At 68.1% G+C, this 24243-nt stretch carries 22 protein-coding genes and 1 tRNA gene; 22 read left to right on the plus strand and 1 reads right to left on the minus strand.

Going from position 1 to position 24243, the window contains the following annotated elements; all coding sequences use genetic code 11:
* Positions 1 to 173: 173 nt before the first annotated feature.
* From VFE05_20725 to VFE05_20800, 16 genes are all read left to right on the plus strand, one after another.
* The gene (locus VFE05_20725; protein HET6232513.1) at positions 174 to 1409 is read left to right on the plus strand and encodes a hypothetical protein; all 1236 of its coding nucleotides are present in this window, start codon (positions 174 to 176) and stop codon (positions 1407 to 1409) included.
* Between the two features lie 349 nt (positions 1410 to 1758).
* Complete coding sequence (locus tag VFE05_20730; GenBank protein HET6232514.1) at positions 1759 to 2541, plus strand: ABC transporter ATP-binding protein; 783 nt, start codon at positions 1759 to 1761, stop codon at positions 2539 to 2541.
* A 23-nt stretch (positions 2542 to 2564) separates the two neighbouring features.
* Positions 2565 to 3059 carry an LEA type 2 family protein gene (locus VFE05_20735; protein ID HET6232515.1) on the plus strand — a complete coding sequence of 165 codons (495 nt, stop codon included), beginning with the start codon at positions 2565 to 2567 and terminating at the stop codon, positions 3057 to 3059.
* Positions 3056 to 4993, plus strand: coding sequence for an ABC-F family ATP-binding cassette domain-containing protein (locus VFE05_20740; protein HET6232516.1), 1938 nt, complete (start codon positions 3056 to 3058; stop codon positions 4991 to 4993). The genes VFE05_20735 and VFE05_20740 overlap by 4 nt, the downstream gene beginning before the upstream one ends.
* 96 nt (positions 4994 to 5089) lie before the next feature.
* A complete protein-coding gene (locus VFE05_20745) occupies positions 5090 to 6139 on the plus strand; it encodes a serine/threonine-protein kinase (protein HET6232517.1) in 1050 nt (349 codons plus the stop codon).
* Positions 6140 to 7025: 886 nt separating this feature from the next.
* A complete protein-coding gene (locus tag VFE05_20750) occupies positions 7026 to 7415 on the plus strand; it encodes a TIR domain-containing protein (protein HET6232518.1) in 390 nt (129 codons plus the stop codon).
* A 497-nt stretch (positions 7416 to 7912) separates the two neighbouring features.
* Entirely contained in the window at positions 7913 to 8326 is a 414-nt protein-coding gene (locus VFE05_20755; GenBank protein ID HET6232519.1) for a YciI family protein, read from the plus strand.
* Between the two features lie 508 nt (positions 8327 to 8834).
* Positions 8835 to 8936, plus strand: a complete 102-nt coding sequence (locus VFE05_20760) for a type II toxin-antitoxin system HicB family antitoxin (GenBank protein HET6232520.1) — start codon at positions 8835 to 8837, stop codon at positions 8934 to 8936.
* A 140-nt stretch (positions 8937 to 9076) separates the two neighbouring features.
* A complete protein-coding gene (locus tag VFE05_20765; protein HET6232521.1) occupies positions 9077 to 9286 on the plus strand; it encodes a type II toxin-antitoxin system HicB family antitoxin in 210 nt (69 codons plus the stop codon).
* A gap of 187 nt (positions 9287 to 9473) precedes the next feature.
* Positions 9474 to 10748 (plus strand): GTPase HflX, encoded by a 1275-nt coding sequence (gene hflX, locus VFE05_20770; GenBank protein ID HET6232522.1) that lies wholly within the window; start codon positions 9474 to 9476, stop codon positions 10746 to 10748.
* The gene (locus VFE05_20775; protein ID HET6232523.1) at positions 10745 to 11644 is read left to right on the plus strand and encodes a Rossmann-like and DUF2520 domain-containing protein; all 900 of its coding nucleotides are present in this window, start codon (positions 10745 to 10747) and stop codon (positions 11642 to 11644) included. The genes hflX and VFE05_20775 overlap by 4 nt, the downstream gene beginning before the upstream one ends.
* On the plus strand, positions 11641 to 12366 hold the full coding sequence (locus VFE05_20780; GenBank protein ID HET6232524.1) for a pyridoxine 5'-phosphate synthase: 726 nt from the start codon (positions 11641 to 11643) through the stop codon (positions 12364 to 12366). The genes VFE05_20775 and VFE05_20780 overlap by 4 nt, the downstream gene beginning before the upstream one ends.
* 17 nt (positions 12367 to 12383) lie before the next feature.
* On the plus strand, positions 12384 to 13889 hold the full coding sequence (locus tag VFE05_20785) for an Hpt domain-containing protein (GenBank protein ID HET6232525.1): 1506 nt from the start codon (positions 12384 to 12386) through the stop codon (positions 13887 to 13889).
* A 4-nt stretch (positions 13890 to 13893) separates the two neighbouring features.
* Complete coding sequence (locus VFE05_20790) at positions 13894 to 14952, plus strand: lysylphosphatidylglycerol synthase transmembrane domain-containing protein (protein HET6232526.1); 1059 nt, start codon at positions 13894 to 13896, stop codon at positions 14950 to 14952.
* Positions 14945 to 15841, plus strand: a complete 897-nt coding sequence (ispE, locus tag VFE05_20795) for a 4-(cytidine 5'-diphospho)-2-C-methyl-D-erythritol kinase (protein ID HET6232527.1) — start codon at positions 14945 to 14947, stop codon at positions 15839 to 15841. Before VFE05_20790 ends, ispE begins: the two co-directional genes overlap by 8 nt.
* A 58-nt stretch (positions 15842 to 15899) precedes the next feature.
* Positions 15900 to 15970, plus strand: a tRNA-Gln gene (locus VFE05_20800).
* 2450 nt (positions 15971 to 18420) lie between these two features.
* Here the strand turns inward: VFE05_20800 and VFE05_20805 are convergent.
* Positions 18421 to 18960, minus strand: coding sequence for a DUF3761 domain-containing protein (locus VFE05_20805; GenBank protein HET6232528.1), 540 nt, complete (start codon positions 18958 to 18960; stop codon positions 18421 to 18423).
* Positions 18961 to 18998: 38 nt separating this feature from the next.
* On the opposite strand from VFE05_20805, the gene VFE05_20810 reads away from it, so the two are divergent.
* The 6 genes from VFE05_20810 (at position 18999) to VFE05_20835 (ending at position 23927) form a co-directional block, all read left to right on the plus strand.
* Positions 18999 to 19238 carry a hypothetical protein gene (locus VFE05_20810; protein HET6232529.1) on the plus strand — a complete coding sequence of 80 codons (240 nt, stop codon included), beginning with the start codon at positions 18999 to 19001 and terminating at the stop codon, positions 19236 to 19238.
* A 119-nt stretch (positions 19239 to 19357) separates the two neighbouring features.
* Positions 19358 to 19777 carry an S-adenosylmethionine decarboxylase gene (locus VFE05_20815; protein HET6232530.1) on the plus strand — a complete coding sequence of 140 codons (420 nt, stop codon included), beginning with the start codon at positions 19358 to 19360 and terminating at the stop codon, positions 19775 to 19777.
* Positions 19778 to 19784: 7 nt separating this feature from the next.
* Entirely contained in the window at positions 19785 to 21695 is a 1911-nt protein-coding gene (locus VFE05_20820; protein ID HET6232531.1) for a DUF4178 domain-containing protein, read from the plus strand.
* Complete coding sequence (locus tag VFE05_20825; protein ID HET6232532.1) at positions 21695 to 21883, plus strand: hypothetical protein; 189 nt, start codon at positions 21695 to 21697, stop codon at positions 21881 to 21883. The genes VFE05_20820 and VFE05_20825 overlap by 1 nt, the downstream gene beginning before the upstream one ends.
* A 7-nt stretch (positions 21884 to 21890) precedes the next feature.
* The gene (locus VFE05_20830; protein HET6232533.1) at positions 21891 to 22106 is read left to right on the plus strand and encodes a DUF350 domain-containing protein; all 216 of its coding nucleotides are present in this window, start codon (positions 21891 to 21893) and stop codon (positions 22104 to 22106) included.
* 270 nt (positions 22107 to 22376) lie between these two features.
* Complete coding sequence (locus tag VFE05_20835; GenBank protein ID HET6232534.1) at positions 22377 to 23927, plus strand: polyamine aminopropyltransferase; 1551 nt, start codon at positions 22377 to 22379, stop codon at positions 23925 to 23927.
* Positions 23928 to 24243 lie beyond the last annotated feature (316 nt).

A 24243-nucleotide genomic window follows, 5' to 3' on the forward strand; every position in this document is an offset into this window, starting at 1 on the left:
CCAGCTCGCTTAGGCTCGCTACCCTCCCCCACAAACTGCGTGGGAGAGGGTTGTTCGTGCATCGGTGCGCGTTCCAGGCTCGGTCGCGAGGGAGCTTTCCGGGTTAGTCCCCGCAGGGGGACTTTGCGCAGTCGTTGCCGCGACTTCAGTCGCCAGCACCCCGCTGCCGCGTCGTGAGCCAGGTCGCGCTGCTGCTGCGGCTGGACGCACGGCGTGCATCCGATGCGTTCCGCCATCCGCGCGCCGGTGCGTGGGTGGCGGTGCTGCTTCCTGCGGTGCTCGTCGTAGCCGGGCTGTGGCGTGCGGGGGCTGCGGCGCGACCGGATGTGGCGGACGGGCAGGGGCGCATCCTGCTGGCGCTGCTCGCGTCGGTCGCGCCGGCGCTGTGGGCGTACCCGATCCTCTTCTGCCCGGCGGACGATGGGCTTCTGCGCCGCCTCGGCATCTCCCCGCACGCGAGCTTCGCCGTGCGGGCGGTGCGGGTCGCGCTGCTGTCGCTCGGGGCCGTGGCGCTGCTGATGGTGCCGTATGTCGCGACGGGTGAACGACTCGGGCTGCCTTTGACGGTGGCGCTTGCGTCAGCGTGCTCGGCGTGGGGCGTGTCGCTGTGGACGCACGCCGGTGCCGCCCGCACGCTTGCGACGCCCGGCCGGAAGAGCGCCCTCGGCGCCACGATCGGCGGGTTCGATCCGGAGCTGGCGTCGGCCGCGCCGCTGGTATACGCGCCCATCCTTCCCGCGCTCACTGGCGTGATCGCGGGACGGTTCGCGAGCGTGTCGATGGATGTGGTGTGGTGGCGCGTGCCGCTTGTCGTGCTGCTCGCCGCAGCGCTGGCGGCGCTGGCGCGGGAGCGGTTCGCGGAGGCGCTGCCGCGGTTCGCGCCGCGGGCGAAGGAGATGGCGTTCGCGCCCGCGCCTGGCGTCGGAGAGACGGGGCTGGTGATCGGCCGCGGGCTCGCGCGGGTGCTGCCGCGGCGCGCTGGTGCCGTGCAGGCGCGGGATGCGGCGGTGGTCGGACGCCGCTTCCGGTGGGCCGGGCGCGCGGTGTGGCCGGTCGCCATCGGCAGCGTGCTCGCACTGCTGCGCGCAGGGGAGAGCGCGTCCGTGCAGGCGTGGGTGGTGGCCGCGGGCGCGCTGGTGCTCGCGTCGCAGGCGGTCGCCGTCGTGGCGCTGGGGCGCGTGGAGCGCGGCGGCCCGCGGTGGATCGACCGCGCGTCGGGCATCCGCGCGGCGGACCGGCTGGTGGGGAGATGGGCGCTGGGTTTCGGCCTATCGCTTGGCCTCGTCATCCCCATTGGCCTGGCGTGGGGGGCGTTCGTCCCCGCATCTCCCGGATGGGCGTGGCCTGTGGCATCCGCCGCCGCGGCCGCGCTCGCCGCCGTCGCCTCCCTCGCCGCCGCGGGCAGATGAGCGCATCTCCCGGCATCCCCGCTCCCGCATCGTCGGAGATGCCCGGCCGCGCATCTACCGGAGTGCTCAGCCGCGCATCTGCCGATGTTCCTGGCCGCGCATCATCTGAAGTGCCCGGCCGCGCATCTACCGAAGTGCTCGACCGTACATTCTCCGCAATGCCTGGCTTCGCATCTGCCGAGATGCTTTGGCCGGCATTTACAGACGTGCCCGGATCTGCGTTCTGCGATGCCCGCGGCACCGCGTCTCCTGACGTGCTCGGCCGGGTGTCTTCAAACGTGGACGGATGCGCATCTTCCGACTGCCTGTGCGGCGCACGTTACGGCTTACCTGGACTGATATCGATGACGTGCCGAACCCCGCATCTGCCCACGTGACCGGCCCCGCATCTCCCGAAAAGGCCGCGCCGCGGGCGGGCGTGAACGGCGACGCGCCGCTCGTGGTCCGCGGCGTGCGAAAGGGCTACCGGCGCGGCGTCGTGCTGCGCGACGTGTCGTTCGAGGTTCGCGTGGGCGAGGCGGTCGCGCTGCTGGGGTCCAACGGGGCGGGGAAGAGCACGCTTCTCGGCTGCCTGACCGGCGACCGCCTGCCCGACGCGGGCGAGGTGCGGCTCTGCGGGGCCGACCCGTTCTCGGACCTAGCCGCCGCGGCGCGGTGTATGGGTTTCGTCCCGGAGCAACCGTTTCTGTACGGCGAGCTGACCGTCGGCGAGATGCTCCAGTTCGTCGCCGCGGCCCGCGGGATCGCCGTGCCGGACGCGGAGCGCGAGGCGGCGCGGCTGCTGTCGCTGCTGGGCCTGGCGGGTGCGGAAGGCACGCTCTGCCGCGAGCTCTCGCAGGGCATGGGGCGCAAGACGGCCATCATCGCGGCGCTGCTGCACGGCCCGCGCGTGATCCTGCTGGACGAGGCACTGAACGGGCTGGACCGCACGTCCGCCGGGCGGCTGATCGCGGAGCTGGACGCCCGGCGCGCGGCCGGCGCCGCCGTCCTCCTCTCCAGCCACGACCTCGATCTGGTCGCGGAGTGGTGCGGGCGAGGGCTGATGCTGGCCCCCGGCGGCGTGTGGCGCGTGCTGGAAGGAAGCGACTGGGAGGCGTGGCGGAAGTCTCCCACGCTCAACGCAGGAACTTGAACGAACTCACACGGGAGGTTGGGATGACGAACGTCAAGCGTGCTCTCTCTTCGGTGGCCGTGCTCGCGGCCGTCGCGCTGTCGGCCTGCACGGGCAGCCTCAAGCAGCCCACCATCGACCTCCAGGGCCTGAGCCTGGCCGGCTTCGGCCTCCAGGGCGGCACGGTGATGGTGAACCTGCGCGTGCACAACCCCAACAGCCTGGGCTTCCGCACCGAGAACCTGACCTACGACCTGTACCTCAAGAACCCGAACGCCACCGGCGACTCGGCCTGGACCCGCTTCGCGCAGGGCACCAGCGACGAGAAGTGGACCATCGAGGGCTTCCAGACGCGCGACATCCAGATCCCCGTGAGCTTCAGCTACGGGCTGCTGGGCGGCGCCGGGTCCGCGCTGCTGCGCAACGGCAGCTTCGAGTACCGCGCGCTGGGGCACGTGGACGTGCACACCGGCCTGGGCTCGCGCCAGGTGCCGTTCCGGAAGACGGGCGTCGTGTACATGTCCGGCGCCACGCGATGACGCTGGTCCGGCTCACGGGAGCGGGCAGGCAGTTCGGCGACCGCTGGGTCCTGCGCGACGTGTCGTTCACCGTCGCGCAGGGCGACCGATGGGGCATCGTGGGCCGGAACGGGGTGGGCAAGACGACGCTTTTCCGGATGTTGACGGGCGAGGACGAGCCGACGGAAGGCGAGATCTGGCGCCATCCCGGCATCCGCTTCACGCTGCTGAAGCAGAACCGCGGCGAGGAGAGCACGGCCACGGTGGCCGAGGCTGCGCTGGAGCCCTTCGCCGCTCTGGTGGAGATGGAGCGCCGCATCCACTCCGAGGCGGAGGCGCTCGCCCACGTAGTCGAGGGCACGCCCGAGGCGGAGCGGCTGATGCGCTCGTACGACCACCACCTGGAGGAGTTCGGGCGGCGCGGGGGGTACGAGATGCACTCGCGCGCCGACGCCACGCTGGAGGGCCTGGGCTTCCCCGCGGATACGTGGGCGAAGCCCATTCGCGCGCTCAGCGGCGGCGAGCTGGGGCGTCTGCGCCTGGTGCAGACGCTGCTCGCCGAGCCCGACGTGCTCCTTCTCGACGAGCCCACGAACCACCTGGACCTCACCTCCACGGAGTGGCTGGAGGGCTTCCTCAAGTCGTATCCCGGCACCGTCCTCGTCGTCAGCCACGACCGCGTGTTCCTGGAGCGGCTGGCGGACCACGTGCTGCACCTGGAGGAAGGCACGGCGTTCGCCTACACGGGCGACTTCGACAGCTTCCTCACGCAGCGCGAGGAGCGGCGCACGCTCCAGCAGAAGACCTTCGAGAAGCAGCAGGCGTACATCGCCCGCACCGAAGACTTCATCCGCCGCAACCTGGCGGGGCAGAAGACGAAGCAGGCCAAGAGCCGCCGCACCCTCCTCTCGCGCCTGGACCGCGTGGCCGGCGTGTCGGACGAGGGCCGCGCGATGGGCCTGCGCTTCGGCGCGGCGCAGCGGAGCGGCGGCACCGTGCTGCGCGTGGACAAGGTGAGCTGCGCGTACGGCCCGCGGACGCTCTTCGCACCCTTCAGCGCCGAGGTGTCGCGAGAGGAGCGCATCGCCGTCATCGGGCCCAACGGATGCGGCAAGAGCACGCTGATGCGCATCCTGGCCGGCGAGTCCGGGCCGTGCACCGGCTCCGTGACGCTGGGAACGGGAGTTCACCGCGCGTATTACCGGCAGGACTTCACGCACCTGGACCCGAAGAAGAAGATACGCGAGGAGGTCGCCACCGCGGCGCCCAAGCTCACGCTGCCGGAGCTGCGCAGCCACCTTGGGCGCTTCCTCTTCAGCGGCGACGACATCGAGTCGCTGGTGGGCGGGCTGTCCGGCGGCGAGCAGGCGCGCGTGGCGCTCGCCAAGATCACGCTGCAGAAGGTGAACCTGCTGCTGCTGGACGAGCCCACGAACCACCTGGACCTGGAGAGCCGCGAGGTGCTGGAGGAGGCGCTGGAGGGCTTCGACGGCACCATGATCCTCATCTCGCACGACCGCGCGTTCCTGTCCGCCACCGCCACCCGCGTGTGGTCGTTCGAGAACGGCGCGTTCCACGACTTCGCCGGCACGTTCGACGAGTGGATGGAGGCCAAGGAGCGCTCCGCCTCGCCCTCGGGAGATGCGGCGACGGCCGCGAAGTCTTCCGCCGCCCGCTCCGCCTCTGCGGATGCGAAGCCGGCCGCCGCGGGCGTCTCGAAGAACGAGCAGCGCCGCCGCGAGCGGGAGATGGAGAAGCTGGAGAAGCGCATCGCCGAGCTGGAGGCGCGCATGGCCTCCCTCGACGAGCAGCTGGGCGACCCCGCCATCTACGCCGCCGGCGCCGACCTCTCCGTCGCCAAGAAGCTCACCGACGACCGCGCCGCCGCCGAATCCCAGCTCACCTCCGCCTACGCCGACTGGGAGAAAATGGGCGAGCTCCTGGCGGAGGTGTAGTTTTCCGGTCAGTAGTCGGATTACCTTCGGCCAACTATTGCGCTGCGAACCCGAGTATTTTCACTCACCCACACTGAAGCTCGAAAGTCAGAAGCCATGTACGGAGAACGCTGGGAAGTAGTTAGCGATCGTCCGCTTGGGGAGGGAGGCCAGGCGCAGACATTCCTTGTGCGAGACAAAGAAGGGGATCCCGACGCCCGCTTCGCCTTGAAGCGGCTGAAGAACGTCAACAGGGTTGAGCGATTTGAGCAGGAGATCCAAGCTGTTATGGCGCTCAACCATCCGAACGTGCTGTCGCTCGTCGACTACTCGCTCAGAATTGAGGGAAAGCGCGAGAAGCCGTATATGGTCACGGAGTACTGTGCTGGCGGAAGCCTCGCCTCAGGAGATCCAAGCCGATGGGAGAGTGATCCCGCTGCGACGCTCGAATTGTTCGCGCAAATCTGTGATGGCGTGGCAGCAGCGCACCTGAGATCCGGAGGCCCCATCGTCCATCGCGACATCAAGCCGGAGAACGTCCTGCTTCGTGCTGAGGACGGTCCGCCAGTGGTCGGCGACTTCGGCATTGCTTTCGTGCACGACGGAGAGCGTGAGCGTTTGACTGCCGTTGACGAGGCTGTTGGTGCGCGTCTATTTATCGCGCCTGAGCTCGCTGATGGACGTGCCGAAGATGTTAGGCCGTGGAGCGACGTTTACTCGTTGGGCAAGGTTCTCTACTGGATGCTCAACGGTGGGCGCGTCTTCGACCGTGAGCAGCACCGGACGCCTCGCTGGAATCTTCTGGAGAAGCACAAGCGGAATCTGTACGAGCATATCAATCGCTTGCTCGACAAAATGATCACTGTTGAGCCATCCGAACGGTTCCGAACGGCCGAAGAGGCAGCGGGCGCCGCTCGCTACGTTGCTGATCTCATTCGCCGTGACGCAAGGGCTCTCGGCCCAGATCTGACGCAGAGATGCGACTTCTGTAAGCAGGGCGATTACCGTGCAGTTCCTATGAACGACGGGTATGACTATCATAATTTTGTCGGCGGGAAGCAGATTTCGGGAGCTATGTGGCGTGTACTGGTGTGTGAACAGTGCGGTCACGTTCAGTGGTTTAGAATCGAGAATGCTGGTGGCCGCGGTGCTTGGTGGGGAGCGTAAGTGCCGTTTTTCTACCCAACGAATCGTTGCAGTTCATGAAGGCCCGCATCGCTCCATCGCACCAGGGATTTGGGCCTTTCGGCGAGATTCCCGATGACAGGTCTTGCGCGCTCGCCCTGCACCCGGAACGTTGAGGCGTAAGGCTGTATTAGACCGTCCAAAACCCTGAGTTCTGAATGCGAAAGAGAGATTGGGATGTGTTGTTCTCGGAATATGACCTTAGCCGCGTGCTCGACGCACAACTGGGGAAGGTCAACGATCAAGTGCGAGCGATACCAGAAAAACAATTCGACGCGCAAACGGACGAGTATATCTCCGCGACAGTGGCCGCCGAGCTACTGATCGCTCCGCTCGAACTCGACGAATTGGGTATCTCAGTGTCGTCGCAGGAGATCAAGATCGATGTGAGCGGGGACCCCAATCGGTATTTCTTTGAGGCGGGCCCACACTACGTCGACGGGATTGAGGTGACGTATCACGTCCCATACACCGGAGATAAAACTCTTTTTCGCTGCAGACCGAACCATTTTACGCTGAGTCACCCTCGGGCGGTGGTTCAGAATGGCGAACTGAGATTTCCAGTCGACGATTCTCGCAGAGACGTGGTCGGGACGAAAACGGAATTTCAGCAGGATATCTCCGCGTTGAAACAGTGGTTGCCATGGGTTAATGGTCAGGTTGGGACGTTTAATGCCTCTCTTGAACAGGCGGTGCGCACTCACGTCCACAGCCGTCGTGCAGAGTTTACAAAGATAAAGGAAGGCCTCGGCTCCTTGGGATTCCCTGTACGGGGGGCGAAAACGGCGCGGTCTATCTCCATGTCCCCAGACCTACCTAAACGACGCCGGGAAAAGCCCAGGAGACGCGGCGGCAGTACGACGTCGCCTTGTCGTTCGCCGGAGAAGATAGGCCTTTTGTCGAAAATGTCGCGCAGGAGCTAAAGAACGCGGGTATAGAGGTATTCTACGATGGGTTCGAGGAGGCAAACCTGTGGGGAAAGGACTTAGCTGACCATCTCGGGAAGATCTACTCCGAGGACTGTCATTTCGTGGTGATGTTTGTTTCAAAACACTATGCAGAGAAAGCTTGGCCGAGCCACGAACGTCAGTTCGCCTTGGGCCGTGCATTGAAAGGAGAGAAAGAAAGAGTTCTGCCTGTGCGCATGGATAATACAGATGTTCCAGGCTTACCTTCAACAATTGGATATTTGGATGTTCGCGTCCTGACTCCGCTAAAGCTTGCAGAACTCATTCGGCAGAAGCTTGATGCTGAATGACCTGCTGCCGATAGCCACAATCTCACAATCGGCTGCCGCGGTACTGAGGCGTCCGTGAATTGGACCCGGCGAAAGTGTGGCGCACTCGTGACCGGGTGTCGTAAGTCCCTGCTTCCTCCTCAGAGGTTCGCGGCCACGACACCGATGCCGATAATACGTTGTCGACATTTGCCGGCCGTGGGTCTCTTGGCGTGGGGCAGCATCCTGCAACATCGTAGCCGGCCCGGACGGTGGCGGTACGATGCGGGTCTGAGCTAGCATCCCGGCGGAAAGCCACTGCTTGCCGGCTTGCCGACTGGGCCCGGACGTACGCTACGGCGGTTTCGCCCCAAGCCCTCGCGCCGTCGGGATTCCCTGGCCTGAAACGCGGGCGTTCCTGCCACCCGTTTGAAGTTTGAGCACGAGTTGCGGCACAATGTCGATTCCTGACCCGTTCGTTCGTCGTCCTGATGAGACGGTACACGTCCGGCTCAAACCATCGAACAAGGAGACAGACGATGCGAGTTATGGTCTTTGCGAAAGCTACCGCCGCCGCCGAACCGGGCGTACCCCCTACGCATGAGGCGTTCGAGGCGATGGACCGGTTCACCGAGGAGCTGGTCGAAGCCGGCGTCCTGGTGGCCGCGGCCGGCCTCAAGAACAGCGCCCAGGCCAAGCGCATCGCGTTTGACGGTCGCAACCACACGATCACCGACGGCCCGTTCGCCGAGACCAAGGAGCTGATCGCCGGCTTCTCGATCTGGGAGGTCAAGGACATGGACGAGGCGGTCGCGTGGGCGAAGCGCGGGCCCATGTTGGGCGAGGTCGAGATCCGGCCCTTCTACGAGCCCGAGGATCTGGCCGAGTACCTGACCCCCGAGGAGCTCTCGACGCCTCGCGAAGGCACGCGCGGGAAGCTCGGCGTCGCCTGACGGCGTCGGCCGGAGCCGGCTTGCTGCTTCTACGGCTGCCAAGACAGGGCAGAGGGGCCGCAGACGAGACAGGCGGGATCACAACGGCTTTCACATCGACCGGCGTCGGCGCATCGACGACCGCGCTGCCGCCGAGTCTCAGCTCGCCCATCCCCACGCTGAGTGGAAGATGGGCGAGTTTCTCGTAGTGATTTGGTTCCTGCTGCAATCCTCCCTCCTCGGCAGTTAGATTCACTACACTTCCTTCGCTCGCATATTCATGGGAAAGTACCAGAAGCTTCTTCTCCAGGTCGGCAGGTGGCTCTGAAGCGAACATCAGCTTTGGCGACTTGTGCCAGATGCTGAACAGGATGGGCTTCACTCAACGGGTGTCAGGAAGTCACTATGTCTTCAGACGAGCCGACGTGACGGAACGGCTTGTCCTCGTTCAAGGCAAGCATGTGAAGCCGTATCAGGTTCGTCAGGTCCGATCGTTGATCCTTCGCTACAACTTGTCCCTGGAGGACTGATGTATCGTTACGAGGTAATCATCTACTGGAGCACGGAGGACGATGCGTACATCGCCGACGTCCCTGAGCTGCCGGGCTGCATGGTGCATGGAGACACGTAGGAAGCTGCTCTGGCAAGCGCTCAGCAGGCCATTCAGCTCTGGATCGATACCGCGACCGAGTTCGGCGATCCCATTCCCGAACCCAAGGGCCGCCGTTTGATGTACGCCTGAGGCCAGCTTCCGACAGTGAAAGAGAGATCATGCCGCACGTGGTCGCGGGATACGGAGTGATGGTGGAGCCGAGCGAGGACGGCGGCGGCTATATTGCCAACGTCGTGAGCCTGCCCGGCTGCATGGCGCACGGCAACACGATCCAGTCCGCCCTCGCGAGTGCGGAGGAGGCCGTGGAAGCCTGGCTCCGCCGCGCCACCGAAGCCGGCCGCCCCATCCCGCCCCGCGACGTGCCCTAATCTTCTCCGTCATGATGTAGCGGGAGGCGCGGCCGCTGGACCGGCAGTTGCTGGACATCGTGCGCCAATGGCGATAGGGTGAGACTATCGCCGCCCACGAGAAGGGCAGCAGAGAGGGCAGCCGGTCCGGCCGCCCGACGCCACGAACGGAGAAAACACCATCAGTAACAAGCTGATCGAGCTGGCCGTGCCGAAGGAGAAGGCGATCCTGATGGGCGCGCCGCTCAAGAGCGAGTCGCAGCACGTGACCGAGGAGCACCTGGAGGAGCTGGCGCGCCTGGCCGACACCGCGGGCGTGGAAGTGGGCGGAAGCCTGGTGCAGCGCATCGACCATCCCAACCGCGCCACGTACATCGGCGAGGGCAAGGCCGAGGAGCTGAAGCAGCTGGCGGAGGTGGAGGGCGCCACGCTCATCATTTTCGACGACGAGCTGTCGCCCACGCAGGGGCGCAACCTGGAGGAAGCGATCGGCACGCGGGTGATGGACCGCGCGGAGCTGATCCTGGACATCTTCGCCACGCGCGCCCGCAGCAGCGAGGCCAAGGCGCAGGTGGAGCTGGCGCAGCTCCAGTACACGCGCCCCCGCCTGAAGCGCATGTGGACGCACCTTTCCCGCGTGCGCGGCGGCGTGGGCATGCGCGGACCCGGCGAGACGCAGCTGGAGACGGACCGGCGGATGATCGACCACCGCATCTCGCGGCTCAAGGAAGAGCTGGAGCGGGTGTCGCAGCAGCGGGCCACGCAGCGCAAGGGCCGCACGGGCCAGCTCCGCGCGTCGCTGGTGGGCTACACCAACGCCGGCAAGTCGTCGATCCTGCGCAAGTTCAGCGGCACGGACGTCTTCGTCGAAGACCGGCTGTTCGCCACGCTCGACCCCACCACCCGCGCCATCGAGGTGGGCGAGGGGTCCGAGGTGCTGCTCACGGACACGGTGGGCTTCATCCGCAAGCTGCCGCACCATCTGGTCGCGTCGTTCCGCGCCACGCTGGAGGAGGCGGGCGAGGCGGACCTGCTGCTGCACGTGATCGACGCGTCGCACGCGAGCTGGGAGGAGCAGAAGGAGGTGGTGGAGGGCGTGCTGGCCGACCTGGGCCTCCGCGACCGCCCGTCTGTGCTCGTCTTCAACAAGATCGACCGCCTCACGCACGACGAGGAGAAGGCGCTGCGCGACCGCTCGGCTTCGTACGAGGGGACTCCGGCCATCTTCATCTCCACCTTCGAGGAGGGCGGGATGGAGCCGCTGCGGCAGCTGCTGCTGGAGCGCGTGCAGACGCTGCGGCCCGACGTGCGCGTCACACTGTCGTCCGCGCAGGGCGGGCTGCTGGCCGAGATCTACCGCGAGGGCGAGGTGCTTTCGCGCGAGGACCGCGGCAGCGAGATCGTGCTGCGCGCGCGCCTGCCCGCCAGCACCATCGGGCGGCTGCGCACGCGCGGGGCGGCCATCTACGAGGGCCACGCTTGACGGAAGATTCGCAGCGGGGAGACCGTCTCTGGATCATCGGGGCCGGGCGAGTGGGACTCTCGCTCGGCCTCGCGCTGCATCGCGCGGGGGCTGTGGCGGGGCTGGCGTACACCGGCCCGCGCGAGGCGGCGCCGGCCCACCCGCTGTTCGACGGGGACGCGCCGGTCGCGCGCTACCTCGGCACGTCGAAAGAGCTGCCGGAGGGGACGACGGGCATCGTGATCGCCGTCCCGGACCGGGTGATCCCGGAGATCGTGGCCGGCATCGCATCTTCCGTATCTCCCGAAAAGTTGGCCGGTTTGCCGGCCCTCCACACCAGCGGCGGCCTGGGCGCGGACGTGCTGGAGCCGCTGGCGGCGCTGGGCGCGTCCATCGGCGGCGTGCATCCGCTGGCCGCGGTCGCGCACCCGGTCGAGGGCGCGGAGCGGCTGCGGGGCGCGAGCTTCGGCGTGGAGGCGGAGGGGCCGGCGCGGGCGCTGGCCGAGCGCATCGTCCGCGCGTGCGGCGGGCGGGTGCTCTCCGTCGCGCACGGCGAGAAGCCGACGTACCACGCGGCGGCCGTCTTCGCATCGAACTACGCCGTCGCGCTGCTTGCGCTGGCGGAGCGGCTGATGGAGCGCGCGGGGGTGCCGGAGGAAGATGCGCGGCCGGCACTCGGAGCGCTCGTCGCCGGCGCGGTGGCGAACGTGGCGGAGCGCGGGCCGGTGGCGGCGCTGACGGGTCCCGTCGCACGGGGGGACGACGCGACGGTGCGGCTTCACCTGGCGCGGTTGTCCGGCGGCGAGCGGCGCCTATATTCCCTGCTCGGCCGCGAGGCCCTGGCGCTGGCGCTGCGCGCGGGGCTGGACGCGGATGCGGCGGAGCGGATCGCGGACGCGCTGGGGGAGGGGACGTGAGGCTCTACATCAACATCGACCACGTGGCCACCGTGCGGCAGGCGCGCGGCACCGACGAGCCGGACCCGGTGCGCGCCGCGGTGCTGGCGGAGATGGGCGGTGCCGACGGCATCACCGTGCACCTGCGCGAGGACCGGCGCCACGTGCAGGACCGCGACGTGCGCCTGCTGCTGGAGACGTCGCGCACCGGCGTGAACCTGGAGCTCGCCGCCGCGTCGGAGGTGCTGGCGCTGGCGGTGGAGTGGAAGCCGATGCAGGCCACGCTTGTGCCCGAGCGCCGCGAGGAGGTCACCACCGAGGGCGGCCTGTCGCTGGAGACGGACGAGGCGCGCGGCTGGATCGGCGAGGCCACGCGCCGCCTGCGCGAGGCGGGCATCCGCACCTCGTTGTTCATCGACCCGGACGCCGAGGCGATCCGCGCGTCCGCCGGGCTCGGCGCACACGCCGTCGAGCTGCACACGGGCGAGTACGCGAACACGCGCGGGCCGGAGCGGGCGGAGCAGCTGGGCCGCCTTCACCGCGCCGCCGCGCTGGGGCGCTCGCTGGGCCTGGGTGTGCACGCGGGGCACGGCCTCACGTACGAGAACGTGGCCCCTGTGGCCGCCATCCCCGAGATCGAGGAGCTGAACATCGGCCACTCGGTCATCTCCCGCGCCGTCTTCACGGGCATGGAGCGCGCGGTGCGCGACATAGCCCGCATAATCCGCCGCGCCCGCGCCTGAACCCGCCACAGGAAACCATGCCGCAGCCGCTCAGCGAATACTTCGCCCTGGAAGCGGGCGAGTACCTGGACCAGCTGGACGCCCTGCTCAAGCCGGGAGACGCGCCCGACGCGGCGCAGTTCTTCCGCCTGGCGCGCGGCGTCCGCGGCAGCGCGCAGATCGCCGGGGCATCCGGGATCGCGCTCGTCGCGGAGCGGATGGAGGACGGCGCGCGCGCCCTGCGCGACGGTCCGCTCGCGTGGAGCGAGGAGCTGCGGCAGCGGTCGGTGCGGACGATCGACGACATCCGCGTCCTGGTCCGCGCGCACCCTCGCTGGGGCGACGCGGAGCAGACGCGCGCCCGCGACGCCGCCGCGCTGTGGGGGGACGCGGACGGCGAGCGGCGGCCCTCGTCCGTCGCGGCGGGGGGCGACCAGCTCTTCGCTTTCGTGCGGCGGGAGATCACCGGCGTGGTGGCGGAGCTGGACCGCGTGACGGCCGAGCTGGCGGAGGCACCCACGGCGCGCGAGCCGCTGCGCGCGGTGCTGCGGCGCATGCGCCCGGTGCGTGGCGTGGCCGGGATGCCCGCGCTGGCGCCGGTGCTGGAGGTGCTGGAGGGGATCGAGGACGCCGTGCACGAGGTGCTGGCGCGGTCGCTCTCGGTGGACGGCGGATACCTGGACCTGCTGGTGGCCGCGCGCGACGCGCTGGACGGCGCCGGCTTCGCGCTGGAGCGCGGCGAGGCGCCCACGGCGTCCGGCGAGCTGGAGCGCTTCCGCGACCTGCGCGAGCAGACCGGCGGCGCGGGCGACGAGGAGACCGAGGCGGGCGTCATCCCCGTGAGCGAGCTGTTCTACGCCGACGCGGGGCCGCACATCCTTTCCTCCCCGCTCGCCCCCGTGGCGCCGGCGGATGCCGAGACGGCCACGGCGGAGGTCGACAGCTTCCTGCGCATCGAGGCCACGGGCTTCCTGGACCGCGCCGAGTCGCTGGTGGCCGAGCTTCCGTCCAAACCCAAGCGCCGCTTCGCCCGCATCACCGCGCAGCTCGCTGACCTGGCGACGAGCGTGCGCGAGTTGGCCGGCACGTACGGGCTCACGCAGACGGCGTCCGCCGCGGAAGATGCCGCCAAGCGCCTCCGCAAGTCCAAGAACGCCGAGGAGGCCCGCGACGCCCTCGCCGACCTCCGCGCGTCGCTCCCCGGCGCCGCCCCGCGTCCCCCGAAGACCGCAGACGCATCCACCGAAACCGCGCCGGGAGATGCGGGTTCGGGAGATGGGAAGCAGGCGGATTCGGGAGATTCAAAGTCGGCGGACGCGGGCACATCCACCGTCATACCGGTTGTGCCGGACGAGGATGGTGTGGTGCCTATCGAGGCGCTGCTGTACGACGGGGAGGCGGCGCTGCGCGAGGCGCTGGCGCTGCGGGCGCGGATCGACGCGCTGATGGGCGCGGCGGCGCGGCCGGGCGCCCCGCTGGGAGACACCCTCGACGAGCTGTTCGGCCTCGTGGAGCTGGGATTACACGCTAAACGAGCCTCGTGAGGGAATGAAGCCAGATCTGAAGACGGTGGTGGGGCTCGCGATCACGGTCGCGAGCCTGTGGTGGGCGTTTCGCGGCGTGAGCATGGACCAGGTCTGGACCAACGTCACGCACGCCAACCTCGCGCTCCTCGCCCTCGCGGCATTCCTTTCCACGCTGGGCCTCGCCTTTCGCGCGCTGCGGTGGAAGTCGCTGCTGCCGCCGGAGACGAAGTCGACCTTCGCAGCGCGCAACGCAGCCGTATCCGTCGGCTTCGGGCTCAACAACGCGCTGCCGGCCCGCCTGGGCGAGTTCGCGCGCGTCGCCACGCTCAACCGGCTGAGCGGCATCCCCATCGGCACGGTCCTTGGGTCGCTGGTGCTGGAGCGCGTGTTCGACGGCTTCATCATCGTCGCCATGCTCTTCGCGGCCATGGCGTCGCCGTCGTTCCCGGCGCACCTGGGCACGACGGACCCGCGCACGCTTGCGCTGCCGGTCGCCGCGTTCGCGGGGGGGCTGGGCATCGTGCTCTTCCTGCTCGCCATCTTCCCGGTCGCTTCAGTGCGGACGGGTGAACGGCTGGCGAACTTCCTCCCCGAGGCGTTCCGGCGGCCCATCGTGGACTCGCTGCACACGTTCGTGGGCAGCCTGGGCGTGCTGCGCAGCCCGGCGCGGCTGGTCGGCGCGCTGGCGTGGGCGGCGGCGCAGTGGCTCTTCCTCTCGCTTTCGTACCTGGCGGCGCTCAACGCGTTCGGGATCACCACGCCGGGCTTCGTGGGCGCCGTCTTCCTCCAGGCGGTCGTCGCCATCGCCGTCGCGGTGCCGTCGTCTCCCGGCTTCTTCGGCGTCTCCGAGGCGGCGTCGCGGATCGCCCTGGCGCCGTGGCAGATCGACGACAGCCGCATCGTCTCGTACGCCATCGGCTTCCACATCGCCGGCTGGCTGCCGGTCACGGCGCTCGGCTTCTGGTACATCTGGCGGCTGGGCCTGAACCTGTCGGAGATGAAGAACAGCGAGACGGTGGTGGAGGAGGCCGTGGAGGCCGCCGACCACGCCGCCGCGGCGGAGAGGGCCAAGCGTGCCTAACGCGGCGCGGGTCGACGCGCCCGCCAAGGTAAACCTCCGCCTGCGCATCCTGGCGCGCGAGACGACCGGTTTCCACCAGCTGGAGACGGTGTTCTGCGCCATCTCGCTGGCCGACACGGTGGAGGTGCGCCGCGGCGCGCCCGGCGTGCGCCTGCATGCCACCGGCGGGGTGGAGATGGGGCCGCCGGAGGAGAACCTGGCCGTCCGCGCGGTGCACGTCTTCCACCGCTGGATGGGCGACGAGCCCGCGGTCGACGTCCACCTGACGAAGCGCATCCCCTCCGCCGCCGGGCTGGGCGGCGGCAGCAGCGACGCGGCGGCCGTGCTGCGCGCCCTGCACGCCATGCACGGCGAGCCGTTTCCGCGCGAGGCGCTGCTCTACATGGCGGCCGAGCTGGGCAGCGACGTGCCGTTCTTCGTCTGCGGCTCCCCGCTGGCGCTGGCGTGGGGACGCGGCGAGCGCCTGCTCGCGCTCCCGCCTCTGCCGCAACGCGACGTGCTGGTCGCGCACCCCGGCGTCGCCATGCCCACCGCCGATGCCTTCCGCCGCATGGACGAGCTGCGCGCCGGCGACTACGTGCCGCAGGGCGCCTCCGTCTCGCTCGACGACCTGGCGGACTGGAGCAAGGTCGCTCGGGCCGCGGAGAACGACTTCGAGCACGTGGTGGAGGAGAAGATTCCGCTGGTCGCCGATGCCCGCCGCGCCATGCTTGACGAGCGCGCGGAGATGGCGCTGCTGGCCGGCAGCGGATCGTCCGTTTTCGGCATCTTCCCCGAAGGCTACTACCAGCGCAGCGCCGAGGAGCGCCTTCGCGAGCTGGGGATGACGACGTGGACGGCGCACACGCTGGAACGCGAGCCGTGGGTGCAGGTTGACCCTCGGCGGTAGCGCCTCTAGTTTTCGCGTCGCCGCACCTGCGCGTTCCCGCGCGTGACCATGCGGCCGGTGCCCCTTGGTGTAATGGCAGCACAGGAGTCTTTGGAACTTCTAGTCCAGGTTCGAATCCTGGAGGGGCAATGTTAGAAGTGCAACGCCGCAGGATAGGGTCTCACCCGTTCGCTCTCAGGCCAACACCGCAGTTCACAAGGACACTTCTCACGTTTGCCGTGGAAGTGGCGTTACCTCAGTGTCGCCGATTCTGCATCCTACGAGGCTGTAGCAGTCACCTCGGGAATCGTCGCCGGTGAGCCCGACAAACTTAACGCAACGGCTTTTCCGCTCTATTGATCAGTGGGAGCGTAGCGGTTGTCGTCCCTACAGGAACGTGCTCAAGGTCCTGCCGTGAGAACGCCTGGCTTCCATACTCATGTCTTTGGCACAACTGAGATCTTGTGGTGCCCGCGCGACGCTCGCGCGTTGGGAAGCTGCGACACTGCACGTCGCGTTGCCCGTCATTGTTGGCGCGGCGATCTACCTTCTCTTTCGCACTCGGACGCTGCTCGCGTACCAGTGGGTCACTGCCGCGGGAGCCGGGGCTTGGTTAGAGGTTGCGCGTGACCACGCGATGCCGTTTCGTGCTGTGCTGTCCGGACCCATTCTTTACACAGTTCCCGATGCCATGTGGGTATACGGCCTCACCGCTTGCATGCGACTTATTTGGTCTCGTAACGCCAGCGGCGCACGTTGGGTGTGGGTCTCACTCGGTGTAGTGCTGGGGGCTGGGGGCGAGTTGGGACAAGCCTTAGGAATAGTTCCCGGAACCTTTGACCCCGCCGATCTCATAGCGTGCTTCGCGGCTGCGATCCTCGCCGTTCACTTCACACGAATCTCCTCATGAACAAGCATGTGACATCAGCATTTGCGCTCACGTTGTTTTGCATTCTTGCAGCCGGAAGTGGAGAGACCACGCCATCTACTACTAGCACATCATCAACCGCATCGACTGCCGGCATTTCGTCGGCTGCTTCCGGTTCGCACTCGGGAGGGATGGAAGACGTAGCGGAATCCACCCCCACGCGGAGCGAGGGTGCCCGAGCTACAGAGGTTAAGTCGCTCGCCAAGTGCAAGCTATCAATCGCGTCAGCCAAGCGTGTGGTGAAACGGCACCCAAGCTGGGACGACAATGTCCTTTCGGCCATCGCCTGTGGGAGCGTGTACATCGGGATGACGGCTGCCCAGGCGCGCGCCGGCTGGGGCACCCCGGACGATATCAATCGCAGCACGTACTCCTTCGGAGTCCATGAGCAGTGGGTGTATGGCGAGTACGGGGAGCGGGGCTACCTATATTTCGAAGACGGTATCCTAACTTCGATACAAAATTGAGGTAACGGGGTCGTAATCGGGAATGATTCGCCGTAGCCAGGCATTCGTCGCCGGTTCGTTTCCCCGCAGTCATTCAGCTATTTCTGCCTGCTCCGACTGAACGGACCCGCCGCGAGGGCTCCGGCAGGCGAACTGTTTGAACTAGGCCGAAAATCCCAATCGACGTAACCGGCTGACGCCCCACTTCCAGAGCAACCTCTGATGACTGCAACCTGTAGATCGTGCGGTAGGACGGTTGATCCAAACGCGGCGATCTGTCCGCATTGTGGAGTAGGTGCTCCTGTAGCGAGGATGTCGGCCTCTGCGGCTCCGACGACCGCGCCTGGCACGAATCTGCGTCTGTGCGGGGACTGCCACCAAGATGTAAGCGTGCGGGCGTATGAGTGCCCTCACTGCGGAGCGCCGTTCTTCCAGCGCCCCGTCCCCCAGGTCAATCCGCCTGTTACCGTCTGGACTATTGCGCAGGGCGTGTTCTGGGGTGGCGTGCTGGCCGCAATCGTCCCAACGCTGCTCGCAATCCTGCTCTTCGGAAGCATCTTGGCCGCTGCGGCAGGTTCTATCCGTCACTAGTCACCGAAGTTGAACTCGAAAGGGAGAGCGGCATGAACGGAAGAGCAGGGAGACGCTTCGGTCCGAACGGCGACATCGGCGGAGGCACCACGCGCGCTGGACACCTGGGCAGCGGCGTTGGGCGAAACGGTGGGGCTTTGGCACTGGTAGCAGGGACGTACCGCAGCGGGACGGGTCGGAATGGCGGCTCCGGGAGTGTTTCGTGAGCGGGGGAGGCTTCGGAACCGGGAACGTACGGGGGCGTAACGGCGGGGCCGCGGGATCTGGCGACCGTACGATCCGTGGTGGAAACTGCACCATTCAAAACGCTGGATGACCAGTTATACCAATCCGGTTGAATGACTGTGCATTCTTCGGAGCAAGACGGTGCGAACGCTCGTAGACAAACCGCACAATGCACAGTTGATCGCCTGTATTGGTATTACATCGTCGTTGAGGTAGCCCCTGGCACCTGTGTTCGGTGCCGGGGGCTCCGCGCGTCTGCGGGGCAATATCGGTGACAGGCGTGGCTAAGGTTAACTCGTCTATGGTGCGGACGTTTGAATAGGGCGAGGGAGTCCAAAGTCAGCCGCAGTTCCACTACACCGCTCAACTCCGACGCACAATTACCAGTCTTCAGCGGCGCAGGCGCGAGGTCAGAACCAGACCGCCACGCCGCCGTGGTGGGAGCAGGTGCCGCGGCGGTGCGCGCTGTAGGAGAGCCAGCCGTCGCGGCAGCGCGCGGTTGCGCCCGCGTGGTCGGACTCGGACGCGCGAGGTGGCTCGGGAGCGCGGCGGGTGGTGCGGGCGCGGGGTGCGTAGGTGCGGATGTTGTCGCTGGGGCGGTAGACGTAGCCCTCTACGCGGCCCGAATAGTCGTAGACCGGCGCCCAGCCGTGCGCGTCCTTCGCCCCCACGCGTACGGCTTCGCCGCGGCCCAGCGTGCGGACAAGGCTGCTGGACCTGTCCGGCGCCACCCGGATGTTGACCTCGGAGTGGACGTACAGGTTGTCGGCGGATTCCGCGGGCGCGTTGGATGCGGTCGCGGCGGTGGACGCGCGGGGGTAGCTGGGCGGGTCGGGCGCGTGGGAGAGGGAGCCCAGGCACGTGGCGAACATGGCCAGGAAGAGCAATCCCGCGCAGCCGAGGCAGCCGTCCGATGCGGCCGAGCTGCCGCCTTTGCGTCTGCGTCCCATCCGACGTTCCTTCCAATCAAAAGTGCCGTGCGCTGTGGATGATCGTCCGCGCGATGCCGGGTTATCGGGCAGGCTATCCCAAGCTGTGGATCGGTGTGGGCGGTATTTTGGACGGTCCGGAAGAGGATCTTTCGCGCACGAACAAGAGTTTACGCCGCGGGGCGGCGGATGCAACGTTCTTCTTCGCCGTAAGGCAGATGGATGAGGAGCGGGACGTCGTCCTCCAGATGCCGTGCGGAAACTCGCAGGGGATGGACACCGTACGCCAGCCCGGATAGAATCACCGCGCGGACTGGATTGGCCTCGCTCCTTCCGCCGGCACTCTCGCTGGCTGGCCATCTTCCGGCTCGCACGCCTCGCGGCTCCACGCCGCATCCCGCGCCCCGCATCTCCCCGCATGACGTTTCCCAGCGACAGCACGGCCGGCATCCCATCTCCCGAATCGAACACGGCGCTGCTCGCGGACGAGGGGCGCGAGTGGGTGGTGGACGCGCACGGCTGCGACCCGGCGGCGCTCGCGGACCTGCATCTCCTGAAGTCGCTCTTCGACCGGATGGTGGCGGACCTGTCGCTGCGGCCGGTGGCGGAAGCGGCATGGCACCGCTTTCCCGGCCCCGGCGGCATCACCGGGCTGTGGCTGCTCGCGGAGTCGCACCTGGCCTGCCACACCTTCCCCGAGCACGGGTCGATGTGCCTCAACCTGTTCTGCTGCCGCGCGCGGCCGGAGTGGGACTACGCCGCGGGGCTGGCGGAGATGTTCGGCGCCACGCGCGTGACGGTGCGCGCGCTGGACCGCCGCTACGCCGCAGCCGGGTGAGGCGCCGGTGACCGTGACCACCTCCAACTGCCCCAACTGCGGCGGCGAGATCCGGTTCCTGTGGCCGGGCGCGGTGCAGACCACCTGCCCGTACTGCCGCTCCATCCTGGTCCGCACCGACATCGACCTGCGCCGCGTGGGCGAGGTGAGCACGGTGCCCCCGTCCACCTCGCGCATCCGGATCGGCGCGCGGGGAAGCTACCGGGGCCGGGCGTTCACCGTCGTCGGCCGCATCGTGTACGAGTACGAGCGCGGGCGGTGGAGCGAGTGGCACCTGGGCTTCGCGGACGGCGCCAGCGGCTGGCTGTCGGACGCGCAGGCGGAGTACGCGGTGTCGTTCCTGGTGCCGGACCACGGCCCGCTGCCTGCGTCGGACCAGCTTCGCGCCGGCACCGAGCTGGAGCGCAACGGCGGCCGCTACCAGGTGAGCACCGTCACGCGGGCGCACTACGTCGCGGTCGAGGGCGAGCTGCCGTTCGAATACTGGGACGGCTCGGATTCCGTGTTCGTGGACCTGCGCGCGCCGGACGGCCGCTTCTCCACCATCGACTTCAGCGACGAGCAGCCGCTGCTGTACGACGGCGAGGTGGTGGGCTGGGACGACCTCCATCTCACGGGCCTGGCGGCGGAGGACGACGAGGTCACGCGCGTCCAGGGCACGGTCGGCTTCAACTGTCCCAAGTGCGGCAGCGCCATCGCCCTGCGCGACCCGGACAACACGGTGAACGTGGCCTGCGAGTCGTGCGGCACCGTGGTGGATGCCACGTCCGGCGCCGCGCGCATCCTGCAGGAGTACCTGGGGAAAGTACGCGTCAAGCCGCTCATCCCCCTCGGCACGTTCGGTACGCTGCACGGGCACAAGTGGCAGGTCATCGGCTTCCAGCAGCGAACCATGCGGGCCGAAGGGCACGACTACTCCTGGCGCGAGTACCTGCTGCGCAACCCGGAGCAGGGCTACCGCTACCTCACCGAGTACGACGGCCACTGGAGCGACGTGGCCCCGCTGCGCGGCGTGCCGGAGAAGAGCGGCGTGCTGGAGATGACGTACGCAGGCGAGACGTTCAAGCACTTCCAGACGGCGACGTCGCGCACCAGCTTCGTGCTGGGCGAGTTCCCCTGGCAGGTGCGGCTGGGCGACGAGGTGGAGGGGATGGACTACGTCAGCCCGCCCCGCATGCTCTCGCGCGAGGACGCGGACGGCGAGCAGACGTGGTCGGTGGGCGAGTACGTTACGGGAGATGCGGTCTGGCGCGCCTTCGGCCTGCCGGGCGAGCCGCCGAAGCCCAAGGGCGTCTTCGCCAACCAGCCGAACCCGAAGAAGGCTGGCCTGCGGTGGATCCGCACCGCCTTCGTACTCTCGGCCCTGCTGCTGGTGGGCGGCTGCCTGGCGCGCGTGTCCTCGGCCGGCCGCACGGTCACGGAGGAGCGCTTCGGCTACATTCCGGGCGGGCCCGCGGGGGGCGCGGTGGCGAGCAGCGAGTTCACGCTGGACGGCCGCACGTCGAACGTGGAGGTTGAGATTCGCACCAACCTGGACAACGGCTGGGGCTACTTCGACCTGGCGCTGATCGACGCGGAGCACGGCACGGCCAAGGAGGTGGGCCGCGAGGTCAGCTACTACCACGGCATGGACGAGGGCGAGTCGTGGTCCGAGGGCAGCGAGCACGAGTCGGTGACCATCCCCGAGGTGCCGCCCGGGCGCTACTTCCTGCGCATCGGCGTGGAGGCCCAGCAGCCGATGGGCTACACCGTGACCGTGAAGCGGGACGTGCCGGACGTGATCGCCTTCCTGGTGGTCTTCGTCCTCCTCGCCATCCCGTGGATCATCGCGGAGGTGGGGCCGTACTCGTTCGAGGTGGCGCGCTGGGCCGAGAGCGACCACCCCAAGACCAGCAGCTCCGACGACGACGACGACTGATGAGACGCATCCTCTACGTTCTGTACGCCGCCGGCCTCCTGGGCGCGCTGGGATGGACGGAGTACCGGGGGTGGGGCACCGAGCCCACCACCGAGGCCAAGGACGTGCCCCGCTCGGTGCGCAACAACCCCGGCGCCTACCGCCCGCACTACTTCTACGGCTCGGGCCGCTACCTCCACGGAAAGTGAGACACCGGTGAACTCTCCAGACTTCTTCAACCACCTGCTGGCGGCGCTCATCTACGCCGTGCTGGGCATCGTGATCCTGGTGCTCGGCTTCGTGCTGGTGGACAAGCTCACCCCCGGCTCCATGTGGGAGGAGCTGATGGTGAAGCAGAACGTCGCCCTGGGCGTCGCCACCGCCGGCATCGCCATCGGCCTCTCCATCGTCATCGCCGCCGCCATCGTCTGAGCGGTTCTCATCGGTAGATGGACGCGCATCCGCTCCGTCCGCCCGGTGGTCGCGTATCCACACCGCCCCCGCGTAGGGTGCGGACCTGCGTGTCCGTCCGTGCTCCCGCGGCACCGATGATCGCCTGACGCGCCGCCGTCGCTGGCTGCCATCGCCTCCGGCGCCTGGATGTTCGGCGGATGCGGTATCGCGGCTGAGAGGCGGAGGCACACGCCGGTGCCCCTACCGGCGTGCGGTGGCAGCGTGGTTCTCCATACGGCCGGGCGGGCGATGCTCTCCCGGCCGGCGTTCATCTTTCCCCTGGATCGAAGGCAGAGGGCGCGAGTGCAGATCGCGGTGCTGTTGACGGTGCTGCTGGTGGCGGCGTGCGGGCTGGTGTACGAGCTGGTGGCGGGCGCGCTCGCCAGCTACCTGCTGGGCGACAGCGTGATGCAGTTCTCCACGGTCATCGGCACGTACCTGTTCGCCATGGGCATCGGGAGCTGGCTCAGCCGCTTCGTGAAGCGCGGGCTGACGGCGCGGTTCGTGGCGGTGGAGCTGATGGTCGCCGTCGTGGGCGGCCTCTCCGCCGCGGTGCTCTTCCTGGCGTTCGCGTACACGGACGCGTTCCAGCTCCTGCTGTACGTGCAGGTCATCCTGGTCGGCACGCTGGTGGGCCTGGAAATCCCGCTGCTGATGCGCATCCTGCGTGACCGCTTCGAGTTCAGTGAGGTGGTCTCCAACGTCCTCACGTTCGACTACCTGGGCGCGCTGGGCGCCTCGCTGCTCTTCCCGCTGCTGCTCGTCCCGCATCTCGGCCTTGTCCGCACGGCGCTCTTCTTCGGCCTGGTCAACGCCGCCGTCGCGCTGTGGTCCACGTACCTCTTCCGCGACACGCTGCGAAACCTTCCTCGCCTCCGCGCCGCCTGCGTGGTCACGATGGTGCTGCTGGCGGCCGGGATGGCCGTGGCGGAGAAGGTCACGAAGGTGGCCGAGGAGAACGTGTATGCCGACGAGGTGATCTTCGCCCGCGACACGCGCTATCAGCGCATCGTGCTCACCGCGTGGAAGAACGACCTGCGGCTCTGGCTGAACGGCCATCTCCAGTTCTCGTCGCGCGACGAGTACCGGTACCACGAGGCGCTGGTGCACCCTGGGCTGGCGTCGCTGCCCGGCGCGCGGCGGGTGCTGGTGCTGGGCGGCGGCGACGGGCTGGCGGTGCGCGAGATCCTCAAGTATCCCGGCGTCGCGCAGGTCACGCTGGTGGACCTGGACCCGGAGATGACGCGCATCTTCTCCACCCACAAGCTGCTGTCGGACCTGAACCATCATTCGCTCACCGACCGGCGCGTCCACGTGGTCAACGCCGACGCGTTCGTGTGGCTGGACCGCGCGGGCGAGTTGTACGACTTCGTGGTCGTCGACTTCCCCGACCCCAACAACTACGCCATCGGCAAGCTGTACACGACGGCGTTCTACCGGCTTCTCAGCCGGCACGTGAGCCGTGACGGCATGGTGGTGGTGCAGAGCACGTCACCGCTCTTCGCGCGCACGGCGTACTGGAGCATCGTGAAGACGCTGCGCGAGGCCGGGCTGAACACCTTCCCCTATCACCTCTACGTCCCGTCGTTCGGCGAGTGGGGATTCGTGCTCGCGGGCCGCGGCGAGTACGCGCCGCCGTCCACCTTGCCGGCCGGGCTGCGCTACCTCACGCCATCCACCGTTCCGCTCCTCTTCCAGTTCCCCGCCGACATGCGCCCCCCGCAAGTCGAGGCGAACCACCTCAATAACCAGGTCCTCGTCCGCTATTACGGCAACGAGTGGGAGCAGTACAACCGGTGATGATGGACGGACGGGCGTTTCTGGAGATGAGGGGCGTGCTGGGGGGCGCCCCCTCCCCCGGCCCCTCCCCCGCAAGCGGGAGAGGGGAGACCAAAAGTGCGGGTGGTGAGGGTTGTGGTGGATGGAAGCTGGTGCGGTGCGGGTTCGCGCGTGTGGCCGATGCACCTGCGCTCGGCCGTTTCGATGCGCGGTTACGCTGCTTCGCCGCAACGGCAAACGGCGCTCCCGCGCGGAGCCCGGATCGTGCACCGAGGCCGGATCGCGCTCGGAGGCTGCGGAAACCGTGGAACAAGCTCCCCTCTCCCGCTTGCGGGGG

This window comes from Longimicrobiaceae bacterium, assembly GCA_035696245.1.
Taxonomy (GTDB): Bacteria; Gemmatimonadota; Gemmatimonadetes; order Longimicrobiales; family Longimicrobiaceae; genus DASRQW01.

Excerpts from the sequence above, each read along its gene's own strand:
- VFE05_20785 (HET6232525.1), top strand. The coding sequence starts at position 12,384 with ATGCCGCAGCCGCTCAGCGAATACTTCGCCCTGGAAGCGGGCGAGTAC.
- VFE05_20755 (HET6232519.1), top strand. The coding sequence starts at position 7,913 with ATGCGAGTTATGGTCTTTGCGAAAGCTACCGCCGCCGCCGAACCGGGC.
- VFE05_20790 (HET6232526.1), top strand. The coding sequence starts at position 13,894 with ATGAAGCCAGATCTGAAGACGGTGGTGGGGCTCGCGATCACGGTCGCG.
- VFE05_20810 (HET6232529.1), top strand. The coding sequence starts at position 18,999 with ATGATCGTCCGCGCGATGCCGGGTTATCGGGCAGGCTATCCCAAGCTG.
- VFE05_20745 (HET6232517.1), top strand. The coding sequence starts at position 5,090 with ATGTACGGAGAACGCTGGGAAGTAGTTAGCGATCGTCCGCTTGGGGAG.
- VFE05_20765 (HET6232521.1), top strand. The coding sequence starts at position 9,077 with ATGCCGCACGTGGTCGCGGGATACGGAGTGATGGTGGAGCCGAGCGAG.
- VFE05_20825 (HET6232532.1), top strand. The coding sequence starts at position 21,695 with ATGAGACGCATCCTCTACGTTCTGTACGCCGCCGGCCTCCTGGGCGCG.
- VFE05_20740 (HET6232516.1), top strand. The coding sequence starts at position 3,056 with ATGACGCTGGTCCGGCTCACGGGAGCGGGCAGGCAGTTCGGCGACCGC.
- VFE05_20835 (HET6232534.1), top strand. The coding sequence starts at position 22,377 with ATGCTCTCCCGGCCGGCGTTCATCTTTCCCCTGGATCGAAGGCAGAGG.
- VFE05_20735 (HET6232515.1), top strand. The coding sequence starts at position 2,565 with ATGACGAACGTCAAGCGTGCTCTCTCTTCGGTGGCCGTGCTCGCGGCC.
- VFE05_20760 (HET6232520.1), top strand. The coding sequence starts at position 8,835 with ATGTATCGTTACGAGGTAATCATCTACTGGAGCACGGAGGACGATGCG.
- VFE05_20805 (HET6232528.1), bottom strand. The coding sequence starts at position 18,960 with ATGGGACGCAGACGCAAAGGCGGCAGCTCGGCCGCATCGGACGGCTGC.
- VFE05_20815 (HET6232530.1), top strand. The coding sequence starts at position 19,358 with ATGACGTTTCCCAGCGACAGCACGGCCGGCATCCCATCTCCCGAATCG.